At 63.3% G+C, this 21023-nt stretch carries 18 protein-coding genes; 7 read left to right on the forward strand and 11 right to left on the reverse strand.

Going from position 1 to position 21023, the window contains the following annotated elements; genetic code table 11:
- Positions 1-8: 8 nt before the first annotated feature.
- The 5 genes from A3K89_RS12670 to A3K89_RS12695 all read right to left on the reverse strand — a co-directional run bounded on the left by A3K89_RS12670 (position 9) and on the right by A3K89_RS12695 (position 7897).
- Positions 9-1241, reverse strand: coding sequence for a TniQ family protein (locus A3K89_RS12670; protein WP_167674291.1), 1233 nt, complete (start codon positions 1239-1241; stop codon positions 9-11).
- Complete coding sequence (locus A3K89_RS12675; protein WP_068426368.1) at positions 1238-2176, reverse strand: TniB family NTP-binding protein; 939 nt, start codon at positions 2174-2176, stop codon at positions 1238-1240. The genes A3K89_RS12670 and A3K89_RS12675 overlap by 4 nt, the downstream gene beginning before the upstream one ends.
- A gap of 4 nt (positions 2177-2180) precedes the next feature.
- Complete coding sequence (locus tag A3K89_RS12680; protein ID WP_068426371.1) at positions 2181-3863, reverse strand: Mu transposase C-terminal domain-containing protein; 1683 nt, start codon at positions 3861-3863, stop codon at positions 2181-2183.
- Between the two features lie 717 nt (positions 3864-4580).
- On the reverse strand, positions 4581-5216 hold the full coding sequence (locus A3K89_RS12690) for a ParA family protein (RefSeq protein WP_068426372.1): 636 nt from the start codon (positions 5214-5216) through the stop codon (positions 4581-4583).
- Positions 5217-6133: 917 nt separating this feature from the next.
- Positions 6134-7897 carry a hypothetical protein gene (locus A3K89_RS12695; protein WP_157105312.1) on the reverse strand — a complete coding sequence of 588 codons (1764 nt, stop codon included), beginning with the start codon at positions 7895-7897 and terminating at the stop codon, positions 6134-6136.
- A gap of 857 nt (positions 7898-8754) precedes the next feature.
- On the opposite strand from A3K89_RS12695, the gene A3K89_RS12705 reads away from it, so the two are divergent.
- Positions 8755-9426 carry a class I SAM-dependent methyltransferase gene (locus A3K89_RS12705; protein ID WP_068426375.1) on the forward strand — a complete coding sequence of 224 codons (672 nt, stop codon included), beginning with the start codon at positions 8755-8757 and terminating at the stop codon, positions 9424-9426.
- A gap of 40 nt (positions 9427-9466) precedes the next feature.
- On the opposite strand, the gene A3K89_RS12710 is transcribed toward A3K89_RS12705, so the two are convergent.
- Positions 9467-9982 (reverse strand): DUF6545 domain-containing protein, encoded by a 516-nt coding sequence (locus A3K89_RS12710; protein ID WP_157105313.1) that lies wholly within the window; start codon positions 9980-9982, stop codon positions 9467-9469.
- 124 nt (positions 9983-10106) lie between these two features.
- On the opposite strand from A3K89_RS12710, the gene A3K89_RS12715 reads away from it, so the two are divergent.
- Complete coding sequence (locus A3K89_RS12715) at positions 10107-11495, forward strand: Mu transposase domain-containing protein (protein WP_068426380.1); 1389 nt, start codon at positions 10107-10109, stop codon at positions 11493-11495.
- Entirely contained in the window at positions 11495-12337 is an 843-nt protein-coding gene (gene istB, locus A3K89_RS12720; protein ID WP_068426383.1) for an IS21-like element helper ATPase IstB, read from the forward strand. Before A3K89_RS12715 ends, istB begins: the two co-directional genes overlap by 1 nt.
- 7 nt (positions 12338-12344) lie before the next feature.
- Here istB and A3K89_RS12725 read toward each other — a convergent pair whose 3' ends face one another.
- From A3K89_RS12725 to A3K89_RS26720, 5 genes are all read right to left on the reverse strand, one after another.
- Positions 12345-13010: a hypothetical protein gene (locus A3K89_RS12725; protein WP_157105314.1), complete on the reverse strand. Its 666-nt coding sequence runs from the start codon at positions 13008-13010 to the stop codon at positions 12345-12347.
- A gap of 44 nt (positions 13011-13054) precedes the next feature.
- On the reverse strand, positions 13055-13570 hold the full coding sequence (locus tag A3K89_RS12730; RefSeq protein ID WP_068426387.1) for a hypothetical protein: 516 nt from the start codon (positions 13568-13570) through the stop codon (positions 13055-13057).
- A gap of 47 nt (positions 13571-13617) precedes the next feature.
- Positions 13618-14061, reverse strand: coding sequence for a hypothetical protein (locus A3K89_RS12735; RefSeq protein ID WP_157105315.1), 444 nt, complete (start codon positions 14059-14061; stop codon positions 13618-13620).
- A gap of 17 nt (positions 14062-14078) precedes the next feature.
- Positions 14079-14606, reverse strand: coding sequence for a hypothetical protein (locus A3K89_RS12740; RefSeq protein ID WP_068426391.1), 528 nt, complete (start codon positions 14604-14606; stop codon positions 14079-14081).
- Between the two features lie 450 nt (positions 14607-15056).
- Positions 15057-15500, reverse strand: a complete 444-nt coding sequence (locus tag A3K89_RS26720; protein WP_084423769.1) for a helix-turn-helix domain-containing protein — start codon at positions 15498-15500, stop codon at positions 15057-15059.
- Between the two features lie 999 nt (positions 15501-16499).
- On the opposite strand from A3K89_RS26720, the gene A3K89_RS12755 reads away from it, so the two are divergent.
- The 4 genes from A3K89_RS12755 (at position 16500) to A3K89_RS12770 (ending at position 21012) form a co-directional block, all read left to right on the forward strand.
- Positions 16500-17693 (forward strand): hypothetical protein, encoded by a 1194-nt coding sequence (locus A3K89_RS12755; RefSeq protein WP_254303516.1) that lies wholly within the window; start codon positions 16500-16502, stop codon positions 17691-17693.
- 91 nt (positions 17694-17784) lie between these two features.
- Positions 17785-18633, forward strand: coding sequence for a hypothetical protein (locus A3K89_RS12760; RefSeq protein ID WP_068426409.1), 849 nt, complete (start codon positions 17785-17787; stop codon positions 18631-18633).
- 49 nt (positions 18634-18682) lie between these two features.
- Complete coding sequence (locus A3K89_RS12765) at positions 18683-20341, forward strand: cutinase family protein (protein WP_254303517.1); 1659 nt, start codon at positions 18683-18685, stop codon at positions 20339-20341.
- 32 nt (positions 20342-20373) lie between these two features.
- A complete protein-coding gene (locus tag A3K89_RS12770) occupies positions 20374-21012 on the forward strand; it encodes a DUF6668 family protein (protein WP_068426495.1) in 639 nt (212 codons plus the stop codon).
- Positions 21013-21023 lie beyond the last annotated feature (11 nt).

Genomic DNA, 21023 nt, shown 5'->3' on the forward strand with positions numbered 1-21023 from the left:
GGCGATAGCTATGTCGGCGGATGTTGCAACGGGATCCCGTGGTCGAGGAACAGTTGCACCGTCTCATCGAGCTCCCCTGCGGTGCGGCACCCCCAGCGCAGGAAGTTGTACAACGAACTGGCGGATGCGGGATCGACGCGCGCCGCCGCGATGGCGGCCTCGGCCGCAGCGTGCGCGTCAGCCCACAGATCCCGCTCGGGTGCGGGATAAGACGAGCGCGTCGGAGCTGTCCCAGGATCGACCGGCTCATAGGGACGTGGGCGCAGCAGAGATGCGTGCGCACCGCCGGCATCGATCTCACCGCTCTCGACCAACGCAATGCCGATCGCTGCAGCCTCGAGAACTTTCGCCTGCTCGTCCCAGTGCAGGTCCTCGAACGGAACCCACGCTGTCCGCAACGGGCGAGAACGACCGGCGGCCCTCCAGATCGCAACGAGCCTCGTCGCCCACCGTCCGGTGCGAACCAGCGGCGAGGACACTTCGTCGACGACGGTGCGCAGAAGCCGAAACCACACTGCGGCATGTACCCGGCCTGGGCCGAGTTCCACCCATCCCGTCGTCAGAGCCTCGGTGCTGCGCCGATCGAGGTCCGTGACCGCTGAGGGAACCGGAACGGGCGAGACCCGTTCGTCCGAACCGAACCGGACCTGATCCCAGAAGATCGCATGACCAGGGAAAGCAGAGCAGGGTTCGAGTCGGCAACGGTGGTCGAGGCAGCTGCTCAGCACCGGATATTGATGCAGCAGAGTCATGTTGATATCAGCAGTGGATTCGAGGCTGTCGATACATGCCGGGCATGCCCGACTGCGCGGAGTGCTCGCCCACGGCAACCATGCGTCGCTTGTGGGTGTGCGGCGTCGTCGATCCTGCCTCGCGAGGTCGGCCGGTAGCAGGATCGAGAATTGGTGGACGTAGGTGTCGAAGTCGCAGTCGGCGGGGTCGGTACTGTCGAGCAGCCACGGTGTCCACCCCGCCAACGTCATCATCCGCACCCTCTCTACCGGGACTGCGCCGCGACCGGCCAGCTCGGCAAGGATCGGCTCCGGTGTGTAGCGGTCGAGATCCTCGACAGCACAATCGATATCGAGGTCTGCAAACAGATCAGAAGGCTTGATGTGCGGATACAGCTCGCATATCCGGGCCAACCAGGACGAGAGGACCTCACCTGGCAGTGGCGGCGGGTGCAGCGGCCACGGGCGGACGTACGCATCATCGGGCATCGCCGCGAGCCGTGCGTTCACGCGAGGTGGCGTTCGAACTGGCGGCGTCGCTCCGTGGGGCCGAGGTACGGAGTGCGCGTGAGCACCGATGAGGTGATCGCTTCCTCTCCACTGTCGACGGCGGTCACTGCTGCGGCTGTGAGCAGCGTTGTCAGTTCACCGATGGTGCCCTCGCAGCGAGTGAGGAGGTAGTCGGTCATCTCCGGTGATGTCAGGTGCGAGGGTTTGCGGAGGGGGAAGCTCGTGGTGAAGCTGGCCAGCAGTGATCTGGTGTCGGCAGTGTTGGTCCAGACCGGCAAAGTCATGGGGTGGAATCGGTTCTCCAGCTGCGGATCGGTCCGGATGGCGAGGTAGGCGTCGCGGGTTCCGACAGCGGCAAGAGGAATGCGTAGTTCGTTGCCCAGGAACCGCAGCACGTTCAAGAATTCGCGGCGGACGTTGTCGCGGCCGGCGAGAACATTGTGGAGCTCGTCGATGATCAACATCCGTACGCCGGTGGCGCGGAGCAGCATCAATGCTTGCTGTTCGAGTTCGTGGACCCGATTGCGGGGCCTGGTCGGTGTTCCCAACGCTGTGAGCAGTACGAGGTAGAACCGGCCGGGTGACGGGTCCGGGGGCATCTGCATGCACAACACCGGTATCTGCTCGCGGTCGGACAAGCTGATCGGCGGATGAGTGCGCCGGAACTTTTCGATGATCATCGACTTGCCGTTGTTCGTCGGACCGAGCAACAGTAGGTTCGGCATACGCTGCCGGTCCGGCCACGACAACAACGACTCCAGATGGTCGATGACCGTACGGGCCTGCGGATACCCGATCCACCTCTCCGACCGGATCGACCGGATCCGGTCCGCGTCGTCGAGTGCGGTGAGCGGTCGAACCGACTCCCGCAGGTGCCCAAAATCCTCGCTGGACGACTCGGTGGGTTCGTCGCTGCTTCCTGTCGATGCGGTCATCGCGTCACCATTCCTCGATGTCGCTGAAGACCGGCGTTGCGGTGCCGCCGTCCGCTCGAGGCTCCACCGGCGGGTGGATCGCCGGGATCGGTGCACACGCGGCGTCGCCGGTGAGATGCGTACGGCGGGCACGGTTGCGCCGGGCTTTGCGGGTGGCTTTCTGCGAGCGGTCGGTGACCTCGCGCATCTGCTCGATCATCGAAAACAGTGCGCTCTCATCGACGTTCGACCGACCTTGTTCGCGGAGACGGGAGATAGCAGCTCTGTGCTCCCACAGTGTCACCGCGGGATGTGACATCGTCCGGTACGGCACCTCGACATAGCCGGCACCGTCTGGTTCGAGGACCCAGATTCTGCTCAAATCGCGTGGGTCACGTCGTATCACGAACCGCCCCAAATCCTCTCGCCGCGCAACCCACGGTTTGAGCGCGTTCGAGAAGTAGTGCACGTGATCGAGAACGAAGCCCGTGCGCGTCAGACGTCGCCGGATGACGGGAAGAAAGTCCACCAGGAACGCGGTTTCGCCGAGCACCACACGAGGGGCATGACCAACTGCGGCTACCTCGCCGGCCCACACGGCGGCCGGAGTGTTCCCAATCCCTGTGTGAACGCTCGCGTGATACGAGGCTATGGCCAGGACCAGCCAGCGCTCCAACTCACGCAATGTCAACGCCGCGTGCTTGTCCGAGTCGTAACTTCCTCGGTCCGCTGGGTTCGAGAAGGTGGTCCCAGGCAGCTCGTGCACCGCCGTCATCGCCGTTCCGATGATGCGTTCGACGATCCCGCCGTAGTGCGGTCGGCCCGGAGGACGGTATTCGAGTGTGATGGCGTGCTGGGCGCATCCGCGGCGCAGCGCTTCGCTTTTGAACTCGGAGGCGTTGTCGAGATACAACTGTTTCGGTTTCCCTGCCATCGGCCACTGCACCTGCTCCGCGAGCTCGCATGCCTCCAGCCATGTCTGCTTCTCGCAGCACACGCGGCCCAGGCACAACCCGACCGATATCGACGACGGCGGCTCCAGAGTGACGACGAACCCGAGTACGGAACGGCTGAAGACATCAATGGCGAGCGTCAGGTAGGGGCGGCCGATCGGTTGCCGCTCGTACTCGTCGACGACCATCAGATCGACGACGGTGTGGTCGATCTGGACCTGATCGAGAATCCCCGCAACCGTCGGTGGACTGTCGCCGGCGGAATGACGTGGTCGGGCGGCATCGGGTCCTCCGCGTGACCTGGCCACCGATGCCGGATGGAGCGCGGCGATACGCGCGGTGACGGTATTTCTGGCCGGCACTGGCAAACCCGCGCGGTGACACGCCAACGCGATACGTCGGTGCAGTGCAGCGACACTCAGCTTCTGGCGGTGAAGAAAATAGCGGGTGAGATGATCGCCGATCACTTCCTCGACCTCAGCCGCTACTCGGCTGCGGCCACGCCCTCCCGACGAGACCTTCGTCAGAAGATCGGTGACTGTCCCCGTCCCGTTCCTGAGCCTGCCGACCAACGTGTAGACCTGCCGCCTGGACAATCCCAACCGTTGCGCGGCATCGTCGACCGCTTCCGAACGCACCGGATGCATCTCCAGCAAGGGAGCCAGGACAGCGAAACGGGCCTCGGCCTGGGACCACCGCTCCCCCGACGCTGTCAGCACACCGGTCTCCACGACGTCGAGCTTGTCGGGGTCCACCACAAGCCTCCCTGTCACCGAGAGCCGAGCGTGCGACCGTGCACCGCACTTCTGACATCAGAATGTCAGAAGACCACTGCACTCACCCTCGAAACGCCTGCAAAGAGTGCAGCCGTCTTCTGAAGTTGACACGATCTGGCTTCGAGGTATCTCGATAGACGATCGTCAAACAGGACGCGACCTCAAGCCGAACGGCGTACTTACGGATGTACTGAATTACTGAGAACCGTCATTGTCGTCTTCTCCAAATGGAATCCCTGACCACGGAGGCCAGGTCCGGGTTTTCGAGGAACTCGTCCACGAGCGTGGCCAGCACCTCTTGACCAGACACCCGTGCCACGCCGATCTCACGGGCTGTCTTCCGTTGCCAATCGTCAAGCTTGCTGTGCGCGGCCGGGGTGAGGTCGACAGTGCGGCGGACGGGCGTTTGGCGGGGCGCAAACATCAACGGCGCCCCCGAGCTCGATTCGGCCTTACGGGCACGTTGCGTTCTCGCCGGAGGTGTCTGCCGAGGGGCAGCCTCAGGTGCGGTGTCGGATGCTGAGGAGCGGGTGGTTTTGCCATCTGTGGAGCCTTCGCCGGCGGGCAGCGTATCGCGACCTGCCTCGGGTACCTGAGACTCGCTCACTGGCTGAGGCTGAGCCGGTTGCGCCCGTCGACTTTCGTTGTTGCCCTTAACTCTTAGAGCGTTCTCGCGAATCTTGTCGGCTGCCGAGCTCATAGTGTCGCACCTTCCATGCTGAAGAGTTCGTTTACGGCGTCTCCGTAGGCCGTGTCCGCAGCGTTGTCGACAGGTTGGCCATACGCCTGTGCGAACATCTCTCGCCGGCCTACCGTCGGCGTCAGGACTCGGACACCATCGTCTGTGATGATTTGGCGATAGACACCTGTACTTGCCGCATTTGGAACGGTGCGTGTGAACAGAACGCCGAGCAGGGGCGTTTGGCCATCCTGCCTGAGGTCCGTTGCGTCCGCCAGCAGCTCGCGTACGGCAGGCAGCCTGTCGTACTCCATCGGCGTTGGGGCCATCGGGCACAGTACGTGCGAGGCCATGCGGGCTGCCGATAGAACGATCCCCCGCTGTTCCTTCATCGGAGGCGTATCGATCACCACCGCGTCGTACTTGCCCTCTGTGATGCCGGGAAGGTTCTTATGGAGATTCGAGACCGGCATTCCGATGACTGGAAACGGGAACTCGGCGGACGTAGACCAATGTAGGAACGATTCGTTCTCGCCGTCCGCATCGACCCCGAGAGTCGACAAGCCCGCCTCATGCAAGGCGTGTGCAAGGAAGACCGCGCTGGTCGTCTTTGTCGAGCCGCCCTTCAGGTTTATCACTGCGATGACAATCATGGTGGTTCCCCAACTTCCTGGGTCTCTGGGTTTGCACTGCCGACGACTTTGACTACCCACCCGCTTGCTTGCTCGCTTCACGAACCACTCACGGATACGTAGCTACGGAGGTCCGTAGTTACTGAACTACGTGATTACGGACTTCCGCAGTCACTGAAGTACGGAGCTACTTGATTACGGAGGTCCGTAGTCACGCAACTGCGCGGGTCCGTAGCTACGGGGTTCAGTATCACATGAGTTACGTAGATTTGTATATCCGTAGGTGCGTAGTCGCGTAAATACGTAGTTCCGTATCTACTGAGTTCCGTACTGGACGAGGTTCGTGCAGCGCTCTGCGGTGCACGGAATTACAACGTTACTGAGTTGTGACGTTACTGAGTTACTGAGTTAGGCACTCTCAGTCATTTTCGATAGGCATTGCCGCCTGTTGCGGGCAGTTGCAAGGCAGGATCCGAGGCCCCGCACAGGACCGATTTCACCCTTGGAACCAATCCGTAGATACGCTACTCCGTACTTACTGATATCAGCTCTGACCAGCCCTTTTGCAAGTGTCAAGCTTGCTTTTGCACTAACACTTCCTGACGACACGAGCGCACCGACACAAGTTCCCGAACGGGTTCGCCCCCTTGCTCCACGCGACCAATCGTTGCTGACCTACGGACCTACTGAACCACTGAGTTCTGAGCAATTCGGATTCAGAAGGGGTAGGTGCGCACAACTCGTCAACCTTGAAGAAGCACCGCGACGGTTGCCTGCGGTGCGCACGGTCCCGCACACGGTCGCAACCTGACTTGGTTGGCGAAGCTTCCGTATTCTCACGCGACGTTGCAGAACGGCGCAGTAGCGCCGTACATGAAGAGTCGCACTTTTCCTTACCCGATCACCGCCACTTAGGTACTGCTGTCGGGATCACGAAGTCAGATGATCACGGCACCGAGTTCGTGAGTGAGCAGATCGAGCGCTTCTAGAACTGGGTCCGTCGACGGAGGCCCAGCCGCCATTTGTGCGGCCCACAGGGACTCGGAGTCTCGTTCATCGAGCGGGGGAGTGGGGGTCGGAGGCGACCAGCCGGGTTCTCGTTCGTCGACGGTCGTGTCCGGTGGCGGTGGCGCGAAACGGTTTTCGAGCCAGACCTGCCAAAGCAACCTCTCAGCTCGGTGTCTGATGACCCGCTCGCTCGCCAACGCTTCGAGGCCGTGAGCGCCTGCGACGTCGTCCAACGAGGTATCGCCGGCACTCAGGGTGCCCCCGGTGCGTTTGATGAGTCCAGCGGCACTGAGGTCCGCCAGAATCGCGTATCCGTTCGACGGTCTCAACATCGCAGCGGCGAAGACATCATCGACATTCGTCGTGAGGCCGTTGTTGACCAGCTCGTAGGCAGCTCGGCCGCGTAACCCGAGAACGCTCCACGCCGGATGCACCGGCTCGACCCTCGCCCGTTCCACATGTACCTGGCCTGGCCCCCTGCTCGTCGCTGGGGTCGTCAGGGCGTACCGATCGGCCTCTCTACCCGCGCCGCGTGAAACCAGCAGCAGGGGAGACCCTGGAGCCTCTCTGAGCAGCCTCAACGCACTCCACACCGTCGATTCCGACATCAACCCTGCGGCGTGCGACAGACTCCGCCCGCCAACGGAAACCACCGGAACTCCCTCGACCAATTCGCCGGCCAAAGCGGAGGTGTAAGCAAGCGCCTGCACGACTGCGAGTAGGACAGGGCGTTGACGGGTACCGACAAATTCTGAGTCGATCCACAGCTTCGCGTGCGCCAGCCACTGTCGACGAACTCGATCTTTCAGGAAAGAACCATCCCCCCCTGTGTATCTGTTCTTGTGCGCGAGTTGGTGGAATGGGCGGACGATCGTCGCGGCCCAGGTCAGGGCCTTGTCCACGTCTCGTTCCAGGGCTGCGGCTGAATGAGTTCCGTACTTCTCGCCGTAGGCGTTCCGCAGGCCGGCCCACTCTGTGGTGGCGATGGCCCTCTCGATGTCCGCAAGGCTGGCACCGCGCAGGACGGCGTGGCTGATGACGGACTGGCGTGCTTCCGAAGGGGATGTCCAGAGGGCTTTGAGCGCCGTGGTGAACTTGCCGGTGGCCGCGTACGTCTCGACGGCGTCAGGTAGCGGTGTGGTGCGGTGGAAACGCGGGTCCAAGCGTCGATCGCGCCCGACACCGACGAGCCGTTCGTCCTGGGTGAGGGAGGCTGCGACAGCGGCTACTGGGCTTCGGTGGCGCGGAGCGGTTGTACCGCCCAGCAGAGCGATCAGGCGGGCGATGACACCGCGGTCCGACCGGACGGTGAAGGCGTCAATTGCGTCGTCGAGCTCGCCGTCGAGGAGCCGGTAGCCGCCCTCGCGGCAGGGTGAGCCGGGGGGAGTGATGCATCCCCAGTCTGCGTTGAGCATCGGAGTGGCGTCCAGGGTGGTCAGGCGGGCAGCGAGAAGCTGCAGCACCACTTTGATGTCGTCGACGCGCAGCGGGATGTCGGTGGCCATGGGGACCAGAACGTGCCGGCCGCCACTAGTCGAGCGGTCGGTGACGGTGCGTGCACCGCATTCATGGAGCCATCCGAGTGCCCGATCGACGTCGGCGTCGACCTGCTCTGGAATGTGGTGCTTTGCGTCGAAGTCCAGCACCAGCAGGTTCGTGCGGCCGCGCGTATAGATCGGCACTGCGGCCGGCACGGCCGGCAGGCGTTTCGTCAGACTTCGCGAGGTATCGAACTTGCCGCTGGCAGCACTCCACACGCGCATGGACCGACGAGCGGCCATTAATGGAGACAGACGTCTCCAAACAGTGTCGGGGGTCGAGACTGTCGACTCGACACGGTCGTTAGATCTTGAACCTTCATCAGGGCGCGAGGTACCCTGAGACGAGACCAGCAATAGTCTGTCCCTTCCAGGGGAATGCAGCACCGAAACGAAGATTGGCTCTCCGTTTCACCTCGAGCCCTCGACCTGCCAGTCGGGGGCTCGACTCTTTTCGGTCTGCACGTAGTGTGCGAGCGGGGCCGAGGCTAACCGTCCTCAAGCGCACCGCATTCTTGTCCGTCTATGCGGTTAGCGGCATCACCTCTTGGTTCAATTCGCGTACTAGATCGGGGCGTCCGTGAACCACTGCGAGCAGATCCGCAAGGTACTGCGACGTAGACGTGCAGCCCGCCTCAAGTGCTCGCCGTTCGATCAGGTCACCAACCTCCACAGGGATACGAGTTGCGTACATACGCCTCGACCCCTTGCTCTGCATGGCCATCGCTGACACCTTTCCCGGACGCCAATCCATCACCGGATTCTGTAACAGATTGAGGATGGTGCTGGTTCGACACGCCGTGAAGCTGTAACAAGATTCGAGAAGTCACCGTTGAGGCCGACATCCCACGACTGTCAGGGTTGGTGACGACGGTTGTCGAAGCCTCAGCCCACAGCCGAACCAGACTCGCCAAGGCGCGCCTGCCCCAACCGCGCCAATAGGGCAGACTCTTAGATCGCGTGGTAGCTACGCGGGGGATTGGCTCACACACACCGAGAGGAATATCGACTCGATGACATCTGATACGACCCAAGCGGGGGCGGCTCCGTACAGCAGCAATCTGTTCTTGAACGTCTACGACCTCTGGGTCATGCGGCTATCGAACAGCTACGCCTGGCGCTGCAACCGACAGAACTTCCTCGACCTCTACAACGGTCGCATCGGACACAGACACCTCGAGGTCGGGCCCGGATCAGGTTGGCTGCTCGCCAACGCAGATTTACCAGCTGAAGTCGATCTCACGCTTTCGGATCTCAGTCCGAATTCGCTCAAGCACACCGCGTCTCGACTCCAAATACCCACCACTCTGATCGAGCAAGACGTACTCGAACCCTTCGCCGAGAACGTCGAAGCGTTCGACTCGATATCTCTCAACTACGTATTGCACTGCCTACCAGGCGACTGGTCGACCAAGGCCGCAGCCTTCGACAATCTTGCCGAGAAGTTGAAGCCCGGGGGAGTGTTGTTTGGATCAACCGTGATCGGAGTCGATCAGCGATACACCCTATTCGGCAAAGCACTGATGACGGCGTACAACAAGATTGGTGCGTTCGGCAATTGGCACGACGATCTACCGGGCCTGGAGAAGGCACTCAACAGTCGGTTCGAGCAGGTGAAGGTCGACATGATCGGAAATGTCGCTCTTTTCGTTGCTGAAAACCCGAGAGCTACACCACGGATCTAGTGTGTGCGCGGCTCGCTGGCACAAGTGACGAGCGGTTCTATCAGGACATCGCGCTGTGCCGGCGTAGCTTTCGCCAAGCCCTGGCAACGTCAACTAAGTCGTCGCTCGTGGCGGTGAGGTCGTAGGCCCCGGACCGCTGCGCCAGCACCGTCAAGAGCTCGTAGCGTTCCGGAGGCAACTGACCAGTGGTTTTAGCGGCATAGGCCTGGGCCAGTTCTGCGGCGATACTCTCCGCATTCAGTTGAAGCGGGTCCGATTCAGTGGACAACGTGGATGCATTCCACTTGCTGAGCCTGCGTGCTGCATCGTGAATTTCGATGATCTTTCTGTGCAGCTTCATCGCAGGATCGGACTGGGACTGTCGACTGTCGGTTGTCCTGACATCGGGGAACTGATCGGTCATGTCTTGCCACAGAAGCTCGATTTCCTTCAGGTTCTTGCTGATTCGGTCCTGTCCTAGCTTCGCCCGCAGTACTGCGAGAACCGGAACCGCACCCATGATCAGTGATCCAGCGACCGCGAGGAAGAAGGTGAGGGCCTTCATGACGGCGCTCATCGAAATTCCCCACTAGCGCTCACCGAAATTCCCCACCCGTGTGGCACCGCCAACGAGGGCGGGTCTCCCATGAAGCTGATGGTCTCTGACCACACACCAGCTATCCGAAGGAGACCCGCTCCTCATGCTTACACGGGAGGAAGACGTGGAAATACACGCCCTGCACAAACGAGGCTGGAAGATCGCGGACATCGCCCGCCACACCGGCCGGGACCGCAAGACCATCCGGTCGTACCTGAACGGCACCACCACCCCAGGCGTACGTAAACGCAGCACCCCGGACCCCTTCGAGGTGTTCCTCGCCTACGTCACGGCCCGGTTGATCGACGACCCACATCTGTGGGTGCGCACGCTGTGCGACGAACTCGAGGATCTCGGCTACACGCTGTCGTACCAGACCTTGCATCGCAAGATCCGCGAGTTGAAACTGCGCCCGGTCTGCCAAGCCTGCCTGACCGCCACCGACCGAGCCAACGCGGTCATCGATCACCCGCCAGGTGAAGAGACCCAATGGGATTGGGTCGATCTACCCAACCCGCCGGCGCCGTGGGGATGGGGGTCGATGGCGCACCTGTTCGTCGGAACGTTGGCGTGCTCAGGGAAATGGCGCGGCATCCTCGCACCCGACATGACCCAGCCTCGTGTGGTCGACGGCCTCGACCGGATCTGCCGCGGACTCGGCGGCATCTCACGGGTGTGGCGGTTCGACCGGATGGCCACGGTCTGCCACCCCGACACCGGCCGGATCACCGCGAGCTTCGCCGGTGTTGCGAAGTACTACGGCCCATCCGTGGCGATCTGCCCGCCCCGCAGCGGTAACCGCAAAGGCGCAGTGGAGAAGTCCAATCACACTGCAGCACAACGATGGTGGCGTACGCTTCCCGACGATCTGACCGTCGAAGAGGCGCAAGCGAGCCTCGATCGGTTTTGCCGACTACGCGCCGACACCCGGCTACGGCCGACCAAGGACGGCAAGTCTTCGGTCGCGACGATTGCGACCACGGAGGGCTTGCACCCGATGCCGGCGACCGCCTATCCCGCGATCCTGTCCACCGAACGGGTCGTGTCGCGGCAAGCGTTGGTGTCCTACCGAGGAAATCGATATTCGGTGCCACCCGAACTCGCCTCTGCGGCAGTGACAGTCACCCACGTGTTGGGCGCTGATGTGATCGACATCGTCACCGCATCCGGGATCACCATTGCCCGGCATCATCTTGCCGCCGACGGAACCGGGGCGATGGTCCGCGATCACGGGCACGTCTACGCCCTCGAACACGTCGCGATGGCGAGCGCGAAACCGGGCCGACCGCACCGCCGCAAAGAACGCATCCCGCCCGGACCGGATGCACGAGCTGCCGCCGAAAAGCTCCGAAGCGGTTTCGGTGCAACGTCTTCCACCGAGCATCCCGAATCTGAGAGTGGTAGTGGCTCAACCGAATCAGCTGACCCCGGTGCGATCATCTACGACCTGTCGATCTACGAACGCGCCGCCCGCGGAAGGAACACCCTCTGATGACCGACAAGAAACCTGTCGACCGGATGCCGGCACCGAACACCGCCGAAGCCGCCAGCCTCTACCAACGACTTCGTGGTCATCTCGCCACTCTGAAACTACACGACGCAGCCGAAGCACTACCGTCGGTCCTCGACCAAGCGGCCGCCGAGGAACTGTCGATGACCGCAGCGTTGGACCGGTTGCTCTCTATTGAAGTCGAGGCCACCGAAGCACGACGGTTGACTGGCAGGTTGCGGTTCGCGTGCCTGCCGACACCGGCATCGCTCGAGGACTTCGACTACGACGCAGCCGCTGGTGTCGACCGGAAGCTGATCGAGGAGCTCGCGACCTGCCGATACTTGGAGACGGCGACGAATGTCCTGCTCATCGGCCCGCCGGGGGTCGGGAAGACGCATCTGTCGGTCGGGCTGGCGCGGGCGGCAGCCCACGCCGGTTATCGCACGTATTTCACTACCGCCGCCGATCTCGCTGCCCGCTGCCACCGAGCCGCGCTCGAAGGGAGGTGGGCGACGACGATGCGGTTTTACGCCGGACCGACGTTGTTGGTGATCGACGAACTCGGGTACTTACCGTTGCCGGGTGAGGCCGCATCGGCGTTGTTTCAGGTTGTGTCGCAACGGTATATGAAGACTTCGATCGTGATGACTACCAACCGAGGTGTCGGATCGTGGGGTGAAGTTCTCGGCGACAACACCGTCGCCGCGGCGATGCTCGATAGGCTCCTGCACCGCTCCGTCGTCCTCAATCTCGACGGAGATTCCTACCGGCTCCGCGACCACAACGCCAGATCGGAGAAACTCCGCAAAGCCACCACCGGAACCCGCCAACCACTACAGTGAACACCGCTCACGAGTGGGGAATTTCGGTGAGCGCGGTTGGGGAATTTCGCTGAGCCTCGTCATTCACGTGCATCTCTGGATCGGCCGACCCAGAGCCTGTCAAGACCTCCTGAAGCGTGAGAATGGGCGTGCTCACCGCAACAAGCGCGAGGCCGACCGCAATGGCGATCGCCAAGCCATAAAGTGCTTTCTCCCGAACCGCGGTATCGGGGTGTCGAGCTTCGCGTAAAAAGATCCTCATGACAGCAACTGCGACGAACAGAATCGGGGCGTAGAAGGCGGTCCACAAGACGACTGCCGGCCAGCCCAAGTATTGATCGACCAGCTCACCGGCCTTCCGGGAGGGTGTCCCGGAAAGGAGGATGACTGCACTGAGAGCAAGTCCAATCGCGTCGTAGACCCGCTGTCGCTTCCATACAGCTGAAGGGTCTGCCCCCACCCATAACCGCGACATACCGTAGATGGCCATCACGACCATGACGATGCAACAGAACGTGAGCTGCTGAAACAGAGCGACGTCGCCTAGTGGCTTCGGTAAATGCCTGATTGCGTCTTGGACCGCACTTTCACGGAGAACTAGGGCGAACCATCCGATGACCAACGAGCGGGTAGTCAGCCTGTCGATGATCGACGAATTGAGCCACGCGACGCGAACCACCAATGTCAGTGCCATCAGTACGATGATCGGCCAGGAGATCCACGCTGGGACGGGGGAGGTCATTTCGCCCTGAAGAATGTCGAGCGGAGGGGCGACTGCCGTCGATTTCGATTGACCATGGCCTCGACCATGATGTGGTCGGCGAAGGACTCGGCGGCGACTTCCTGGTCATCCTCGAAGCTGTCACGACCCAGTACGTTCTCGATGGTTCGCTCCGAGACGTGAGGCAACAACACCCTGAGCATGGCCCTACTGTGTTCGGACTCGGGCAGGCCAGTATGCGAAAGCACCATATGACCTACCTCATGACCGATGACCTGGTCTGCTTGATACTCGGCGACGTCCGACCCGTACACGATGAAGTCGTCCTGTTTGCGCGCAACCCACAACCCGCAGAGGGTGCCTGTCAGTCCCACACGGCTCAGCAGTGCCGACTCGACGGGCCACAGGACGATCGGTCGATCACGTTCCTCCGCGATCAGGTCGATGAACTTGTGACGCGACCACGGCTCATCCGACGGCATGTTCGCTGCGATGCGTCGCACAGCCGACTGAATCTGGCTCTCTTGGCTCACGGGTCCCGACTCCCTCCGACCTTTGCAAACGAAAACAATGAACGGCGCTACACGTTACTCCTGGTACCGCTTGCATCGGATTCCTTGCCTTTGGGCTGCTCAGGAAGCTGTTCGAGGATGTTCATGAGGTCGTCGGCGCTCATCGCGCCTCCGTCGCGCATCGCAAGTAGCTGAACGCCGGAGTCGCGTAGCTGGGTCAGCACCGACAACTCGCGGTCGTAGCTCTCCGCGGTGTTGTCCCACTTGTTCGCGAGAAAGGAGGCGGGGGCCTCGAAGTACTCAGCGAGAGCATGAACCAGGTCGCCGTCGACGAATCGCAAACCGGCCTCAGCACGTAACTCTGCTATATCCGTCTCGAGAACAGGTCGTCCCAACAAGCCGGAGACCGCCCCAGCGACGACGGCATTGCTGAGTTCCGGGGTGTCGGCGGTGCGGTTCGTCTCGAAGAGTTTGTTGATTCTCACGTGTAGCGGTGGCGTTTCCTTGGGCATGTTCGTTCCGTTCTTTGTTAGCGGCGGCGACTATCTCTTAGGCGACGCGAAAACCGCCGGGATGTTGCTTGATCGATTTCGATTGGACTGCCGTAAAGCCAACGGCGGTAGAGCTTTTCCTCGCGCTCTGGATCGTCGTAATCGACAGGAGGCTCAAGCAGTGCCGCAATTGCGGAATCAATCGCCTTGTGGTGCTGGCCATGATTCCGTTCCAACGTCTCGGTGACGAAGGACCCGGCGATGGCAGAAACTGCAACATCCAGTTTCTCGAGTGCTACCCGCAAATCATCGACTCTCGAGGTGCCGTCTTCCATGCCAGCGATCTCTCTGTGCATGTCCCTCTGGGCCGCGAGTAATTTAGTCAGAGGGTCGAGCCCAACCGTGACATTCCCCGCACCGGCCTTGTATGGTGCCCGCCCCAACACAACCGGCTGCGCACTTTCCCAGTAGACGTTCGCGGCGCTTCCGGGCTTCCAACTCAGGCCGGTATCGAACTTTTGCAAGGTGCTCGGCCGCGGGTTGTTGAGCTCGCCGCGTTCGGCCATCAGGACGACGGGCTTTGTAGGCCCACCTGCTTCGCGTAACCCCGTGATCGTAAGGTTCCGTTGCTTTCTGCGAGAGCTGACGCAGGTGGCAAACCATAGTGGGTGTCCCGTTTGCGTCACTGATCCATCCTAGAGCCGAGGTCAACATAAGGTCAATAAACCGAGCAGGGTCAATAAACGGGCTGGATTCGAAATGCCTGGTCAGAGGCATGTGATCCGTTCGAAATTGACTTCTACTTGCCCATCGCTCAAAGGGACCATAGTGTTCCGCTCGTGACGAAACACGGCGCAATCAGATCGCGCGTTGAGTTTCGTGAATCTAGAAGACTGGATCCACGGGACGACCAGCGAAGGGCGGTCGGCCCACCGAAGACCGACCGAGGCGATTCCGTTCAGCTGCCACTGGACCGGACTACTGGCGACGAGAACGTCGTCCTGCCATCAACGTCCTCACGGAAGTACGTCCGACGGTCGGTTTCGCACGCGATCGAAGGAGGCAACTACACGCGACACCTCGAAACCAAGGGCGTTGGCGATCTTTCGGGCCATTGCGTCCGACAGCTTCACATGACCGCGTTCGAGTGCGCCAATGTGCTGAGGGCTCACCTGAACCTTGCCAGCAAGATCACCCTGCGTAAGGCCGCGAGCTACCCGCAAGTCTCCAAGGTGCTCATCGCTGGGGTCCACGATCACCACATCGGTCACACCCACTTGCAGCACTGCGAGGCAGCGGGCAAGTGCGGCGATACCCGGATCCGCCTTTCCTTGCTCCCACTGCGAGTAGGTCGACGCTCCGATACCGCCCCGTCGAGCAACCTCCGCGCCACTGAGCCCGGCCTTGGCTCGGGCGTCTCGCAGGCGGCTCGGATCGAAACCGCGGAGGCGGCGCTTCATCGCTGGTACTCCACGGTGAGTCACAATGTCACCCGCCTATTCCTGGTAGCACATAATGTAGTCGCAAAACGGATTGGTTATCACGGGTTGTTTAAACCGGACTGTCGAAGTAAGGTTTAGCACAGGACCCGAACAAAGAAGAACCCCCGTGGTGCGCGTAGCTGATTGGCGTCCGCAAAGCGCATCCACGAGGGCCGACCCAGCAGACAGGGGTGCGACCGAAGTCGCGTCTACATGGGCATTCTCAGCCTAACTGACGTCGACGTACGTAGCGCCCCGGAACGGAGCGCTACGTGCTGTCCATTCACTCAGGAAGCCTCGAAGTCCCAGCGGCCGTACAGATGCCACGAGACCAGTGCAGCGCAATGAACGACCGAGTCGTCGGTCTCGCCGTGTGCTCCTTGTCCTCGGCACCGCATTCCACGCACCTTCTTCTGTGCGAAGAGACTGGCGAACCCATGGGCACATGGACCGATGCCGATCCGACGTTCCGTGTACCCACGGACGGTTCGAAGACCATGCCCGGCGTCCGATCGCGCACATTCGGCGACGCCGCCTGACCCCAATCGTGAGCTACAGCGACAGTCCGACTCCTGAGACTTCGCCGTAGCTCATTTGGTGGACCGGCGCGAGGGTCGCACGGTGACGCTTCGACCTCATCGTGTGCCGAACTGAGCGACCCCGCCGGGACATCGAACACACTCCCACCCCTCCACTGACAGAAAGGAATACGACCGATGCCTTGGATCTTCTCGCAGCTCTGGTTCTGGCTCGGCCTGCTGGGCTGAGCGCTCGTGGATGCCAGCGGGCAACGGACGCGCGCTGGCATCCACTCCCAAGGCATCACCCGTCGTCTGCGCTGAGGGATCACCCGAAGGCTGACCCTCGTTTTCGGTCGCTTTCTCAGCGTGGACGGTGGTGGTTCCACCATCAACCACTCCGGTCACACATCACCCAATACCGCTGCATCGCAGCGGCTTACGAAAGGCACAGCCGCAAATGTCTCCTCAGCAAGGAATTGGTGGGCGTCACCGCCGCCGCAGGGACCGGGCTCTCGTTCTGACTGCCGTTCCTGTGGCCGTCGCCCTCGCGTGGGGCACCGCAACCGCACACGCGGCACCGCAGGACTTCGTAACCGCCCCCGACACCGCACAGTCCGGAACCACCGACACCACCCCCGTCGCGCCGCCGCCGGCCCCGACCCAGGAACGCCAGTTCCTGCCCGGCTACCAGGCCTCACCCCAGGTGCAGCAGTCCCAGTGGCGTAGCTACGACGACTACCGGTCCGGCAACCAGCAGTCCTCGTACCAGACCACCTACTACGAGCCTGCCCCCGCACCGCAGGCCGCGCCGACCGACGCACCGCCTGCCCTGCAAGCGGCCCCGCCGCCCCCGCCGCCGGTTCCGACTGTGCAGCGCAAGGTCATCGCACCGATCGACGCACCCGAGGGCTACGTCCTCGTCGGCGGCGAACTCGTCCCGTACGACCCGAACCTGCTCGATCCGAACCTGGTCGAGCAGTTCAACAACACCGGAGCCGCCATCCAGGCCGACGGCGGAAACTGGCTCGTGGACAACGGATTCGCCGACGCCTCCCGCGCGGACCGGATCGCTGCGGGCACCATCACCGGCGTCGTCGCAGGCGGCGCGGCCGGCCTCGCAGCATCCGCCGTCCCGGCCGCAGTCATCACCGGAACCGCCGCTGCGATCGGCGGCGGACTCGGCGTCGCCGCCACCACAGGCACCGGAGCCATCGTCTGGGGCGGACCGGTCGGCTGGGTCTTCATCCCCGGCGCAGCAGCACTCGCCGGTGCAGGCGTAGGCGCTGCACTCTCGGCACCGATCGTTCTCGGTCTGACCGGTGCAGGCGCTGCGATCGGCGGCGTTCTCGGTGCCACCGTCCTCGGCGGTGAGCAGCAGATCATCGAAGAGCCCGCACCGCTCCCGGCACCCGAGGCCGTCCCGGCCCCGCCGGTCACCGCCGCGCCGCTGGCACTGGATGCCCCCAGTGTTCAGAGCGCCATCGATGCCCCGGTGTGGACCGAACCGGCCTTCGAGCAGGCCGCGCAGTTCACCTCCACAGTGCTCGAGCAGCCCGCTGTGGCTGACACCGTCGCTGCGGTGAACACCGCCGTCGCACCGGTTCTCGACCAGGCGAACGCTGCCCTGGCAGGCCTAAACCTCGCGATCTGATCTCCGGGTGCAGCCCGACCGTACCGGTGGGCGGGCTGTATCCGAAGGTTCGATCCCGTTCCTGCACTTCGACACTCGGAAAGGCCCTGTTGTGGCACCTCGAGAGACCCCCGACGACAGCTCCGATGATTGGTTCGCCGACCCTGTCGTCGCCGACACAGAGACTGTCGCTGCAGCGTCCGAGCGCAGACTGACCGTCCTGACCGACCAGCACCATACCGACGTCGATCCCGACGACGACTGGTTCGCAGGCGACTCTGCCGACGACCCGGCCCCAGCAGCCCGGCCGACGGACGGATACAGCTCCTTCGACGAACGGACCTCTCTACTTCGCGCTGGAGGCCGCTACACCGCACCCACACCCACGCAGTCGTGGTGGCGACGCCACCGCTCCACTATCGCCGTCACGACTGCCCTCACGGTCTTGGTCGGGGGAGGCCTGGGAGCAGCTCTGGTCCTCACCGGCGTCGGTGACGAACCGCAAGCCCCTGCCGCTCTGCTGCCCGACGAGATCCTGACCACCACAACCGTTCCCACATCAGCAGCTCCCGCTGCCGCCGGAGCCGCCGCAGCCGACGTCACCTGGTGCCGGGGGCAAGCCGACGGCGACCCGGTCACCGAAGACAGCGACGACCCCGGCGCGGTGGCGATCTGGCGGTTCGAAAAGGCCTTCTACTTCGACCGCGACGGTGCCGCAGCCCGCGCCGCAGGTGCACCGGACGCGGTGATGGCGTCCGCACAGAGACTCCAGCAGGGAATCGACCAGCTCGAGGCCGATGTCGAGTTCTGTGTCCTGGCCGACCCGATCGACGCCGGAATGTACGACGTCACCGTCGTCGAACGCGGCCCCGGCATCGACGGACGCACGAGCCGCCAACGGATCACCACCACCAAGCAGCAGGACGGCACGACGCTCATCTCCGCCATTGTCTCCCGCTGACCCCATGACCAGGCATATCCGCTGGACCCCACCGAAGAAGAGAGAAGCCGTGCACACATCCATCGACCAGGTTCGCCGCCTGCTCGCCGCTACCGCCGCAGTGACCATCGTGGTCTCCGCGAGCGGTGTCGCGGCCGCGCAGCCGTCCACGACACCCACCCCACCGGACACCGGTAGCGGGGACTGCCCGGTGCTGCATCTCGTGGTGGTCCCCGGCACCACCGAGATCGACGAGAACTCGTCTCCCGACGCCGATTCCGGCTTCTTCTCCCGCCTGACCGTGCCCGCGATGCGCGATGCGAACTCCGGTGACGGGCCTGCTCTCGAACGTAGCTACGTCCCGTACCCGGCGAGTTTCGGCGGCAAGCCAGGGGACCGCTCTGCCGTTCCGTACGCCCAGTCCGTCGACATCGGCGTCGAGAACACCACCAAGATGATCTCCGATATCGCCGTACGGTGCCCCGGAACGAAGGTCTTCCTCTCCGGCTACTCCCAGGGCGGCGAGGTCGCGTCCCAGGTCACCCGCGAGATCGGGGCAGGAACCGGACCCGTCGACGCCGAGCACTTCGCCGGCGCAGCACTGTTCTCCGATCCCACCCGCGCCGAAGGCGAAGACGTCATCGCCAGCGGGGGATCGACCCCTGCCCCGGCACCGGGCACTGACGGTGCAGCAGTGGACACCGTCCAACTCGCCCCGGCCGTCGCCGCAGCCGCCCCCGCAGGCGGCGGTATCGCACCGACACCGAAGATCGCCGGATTCGGAGCAGTCTCGGATCGTGTCGCCTCGTACTGCACCGCAGGCGATCTCGCGTGCGACACCCCCGTCGACGCCCCCGCCGCCAAGCTGGTGGCCTCCATTGCCGGACAGTCCTCGATGGACACCCGCGACCCCGTCCGGATCCTCACCGACGTCTCCACCGCCGTCGGACGCACTGCCCTGATGACCGGTGCGTCGGTGATCAACGACAACATCGACTTCGACTCCAAGGCAGGACGATTCGAGGTCAACTCGTCCTCGGAAACAGTGCTGTCGAAGATGGCGAAGTACTCCGATCCTTCCGCCACCTCGACCGACGAGATGATCGACGAAGCGGTCGGTGCGGTCACCAAGATCGCCGGTATGGCCATCGGCGCGGCGATCACCGTCGCCAAGGACGTCATCACCCCCGAGACGATCGGCCAGCTCGCCACCGTCGGCCTGACCAACCCACCCGCAGCCCTCGGCATACTCGCCACCAAAGTGCTGTCCTCGGCGGTCAAGCTCGTACCCCCGGCCACCATCGACTCGGCCGTCGACGTCGCATTCGAGGAAGTGTCGAACACCATCGACGAGAACGCCGGCCTCGCGCAACTCGTCACCGACACCTCGTACTGGAACACCGCCACCAAACACGGCTCCTACGACAGTGTTCCGGTCGGATCCCAAGGTGAGACCCCCGTCGAGCTGACCGTCCGGTGGATCGTCGCACTCGCCGCCGACCTGACCGGCGATCAGAGCCTCGCCGACAAGGTCGGGGCAGTGATCAAACAGGGTGCGTCGCTGTTCGCCACCACCGACACCGTCCGCAGCGCCGGAAGCATCCTCGCCGCCCACGCCACCGTCGGAGCCACCGGCACCGCCACCACGACGACCTCAGCGGCCACCACGACGACACCCTCTGTTTCTGCCACTGTGCCGACCACCGTCTCACCAACCACCACTCGGTGACCGAGAACGCCGGAGAAGGAGGTGCGCCTGACATGGCCGCACAACCAGCTGAGCACCATGACTATTACCGAGACGACGACGTGTCGGTCACCCCGGCCGGGCTGCGGATACCGCCGCCCGAACGCCGAGCACCGATTCACGACGTTCCGGTCGCAGTCCACGGTCGCCCGCCCGTGATGTGGCTCCTCGCCGCTCACGGGCGCTCCGGCGCAGGCACACTCGCCCAGATCTGGGCCCCGGCGGGCGATGCCTGCCGGGGCTGGCCCGCCGCCGACCGGCACCGCAATGTCGTCGTCGTCTGCCGCACCGACCGCGCCGGCCTCGACGCCGCCCACGACCTTCTCCTGCAAGCTCAGGCCGGCCTCGTCGGCGACTGCACTCTCCTCGGACTGGTCCTGGTACCCGATGCCCCCGGCCCACTCCCCAAGACCCTGCGCCGATGGGCGGACGTCGTCGCCTCCGCAGCACCAGCGGTGTGGCGGATCCCGTACGTCGAGGATCTGCGCACCCACAAACAGAACGAACTCGCGATCTGGACCCCCACCGAACCCGACCCACCCCCACCGGGGCGGATGCGAGCCCCCGCCCCCTCTACGGCCAGCCCACATCACGAACTCGCCGCGATCGGGCGAGAGATCTTCACCGCCGCCCGCAATGCGTCAGGCCACTGAACCACACCCTC

It is taken from the genome of Rhodococcoides kyotonense (assembly GCF_001645385.1).
GTDB lineage: Bacteria > Actinomycetota > Actinomycetes > Mycobacteriales > Mycobacteriaceae > Rhodococcoides > Rhodococcoides kyotonensis_B.

Coding starts and splice junctions, on each gene's coding strand:
- A3K89_RS12675 (WP_068426368.1), bottom strand. CDS start 2,176: ATGACCGCATCGACAGGAAGCAGCGACGAACCCACCGAGTCGTCCAGC.
- A3K89_RS12690 (WP_068426372.1), bottom strand. CDS start 5,216: ATGATTGTCATCGCAGTGATAAACCTGAAGGGCGGCTCGACAAAGACG.
- A3K89_RS12705 (WP_068426375.1), top strand. CDS start 8,755: ATGACATCTGATACGACCCAAGCGGGGGCGGCTCCGTACAGCAGCAAT.
- A3K89_RS12710 (WP_157105313.1), bottom strand. CDS start 9,982: ATGAGCGCCGTCATGAAGGCCCTCACCTTCTTCCTCGCGGTCGCTGGA.
- A3K89_RS12715 (WP_068426380.1), top strand. CDS start 10,107: ATGCTTACACGGGAGGAAGACGTGGAAATACACGCCCTGCACAAACGA.
- istB (WP_068426383.1), top strand. CDS start 11,495: ATGACCGACAAGAAACCTGTCGACCGGATGCCGGCACCGAACACCGCC.
- A3K89_RS12725 (WP_157105314.1), bottom strand. CDS start 13,010: ATGGCACTGACATTGGTGGTTCGCGTCGCGTGGCTCAATTCGTCGATC.
- A3K89_RS12735 (WP_157105315.1), bottom strand. CDS start 14,061: ATGCCCAAGGAAACGCCACCGCTACACGTGAGAATCAACAAACTCTTC.
- A3K89_RS12740 (WP_068426391.1), bottom strand. CDS start 14,606: ATGGCCGAACGCGGCGAGCTCAACAACCCGCGGCCGAGCACCTTGCAA.
- A3K89_RS26720 (WP_084423769.1), bottom strand. CDS start 15,500: ATGAAGCGCCGCCTCCGCGGTTTCGATCCGAGCCGCCTGCGAGACGCC.
- A3K89_RS12755 (WP_254303516.1), top strand. CDS start 16,500: ATGTCTCCTCAGCAAGGAATTGGTGGGCGTCACCGCCGCCGCAGGGAC.
- A3K89_RS12770 (WP_068426495.1), top strand. CDS start 20,374: ATGGCCGCACAACCAGCTGAGCACCATGACTATTACCGAGACGACGAC.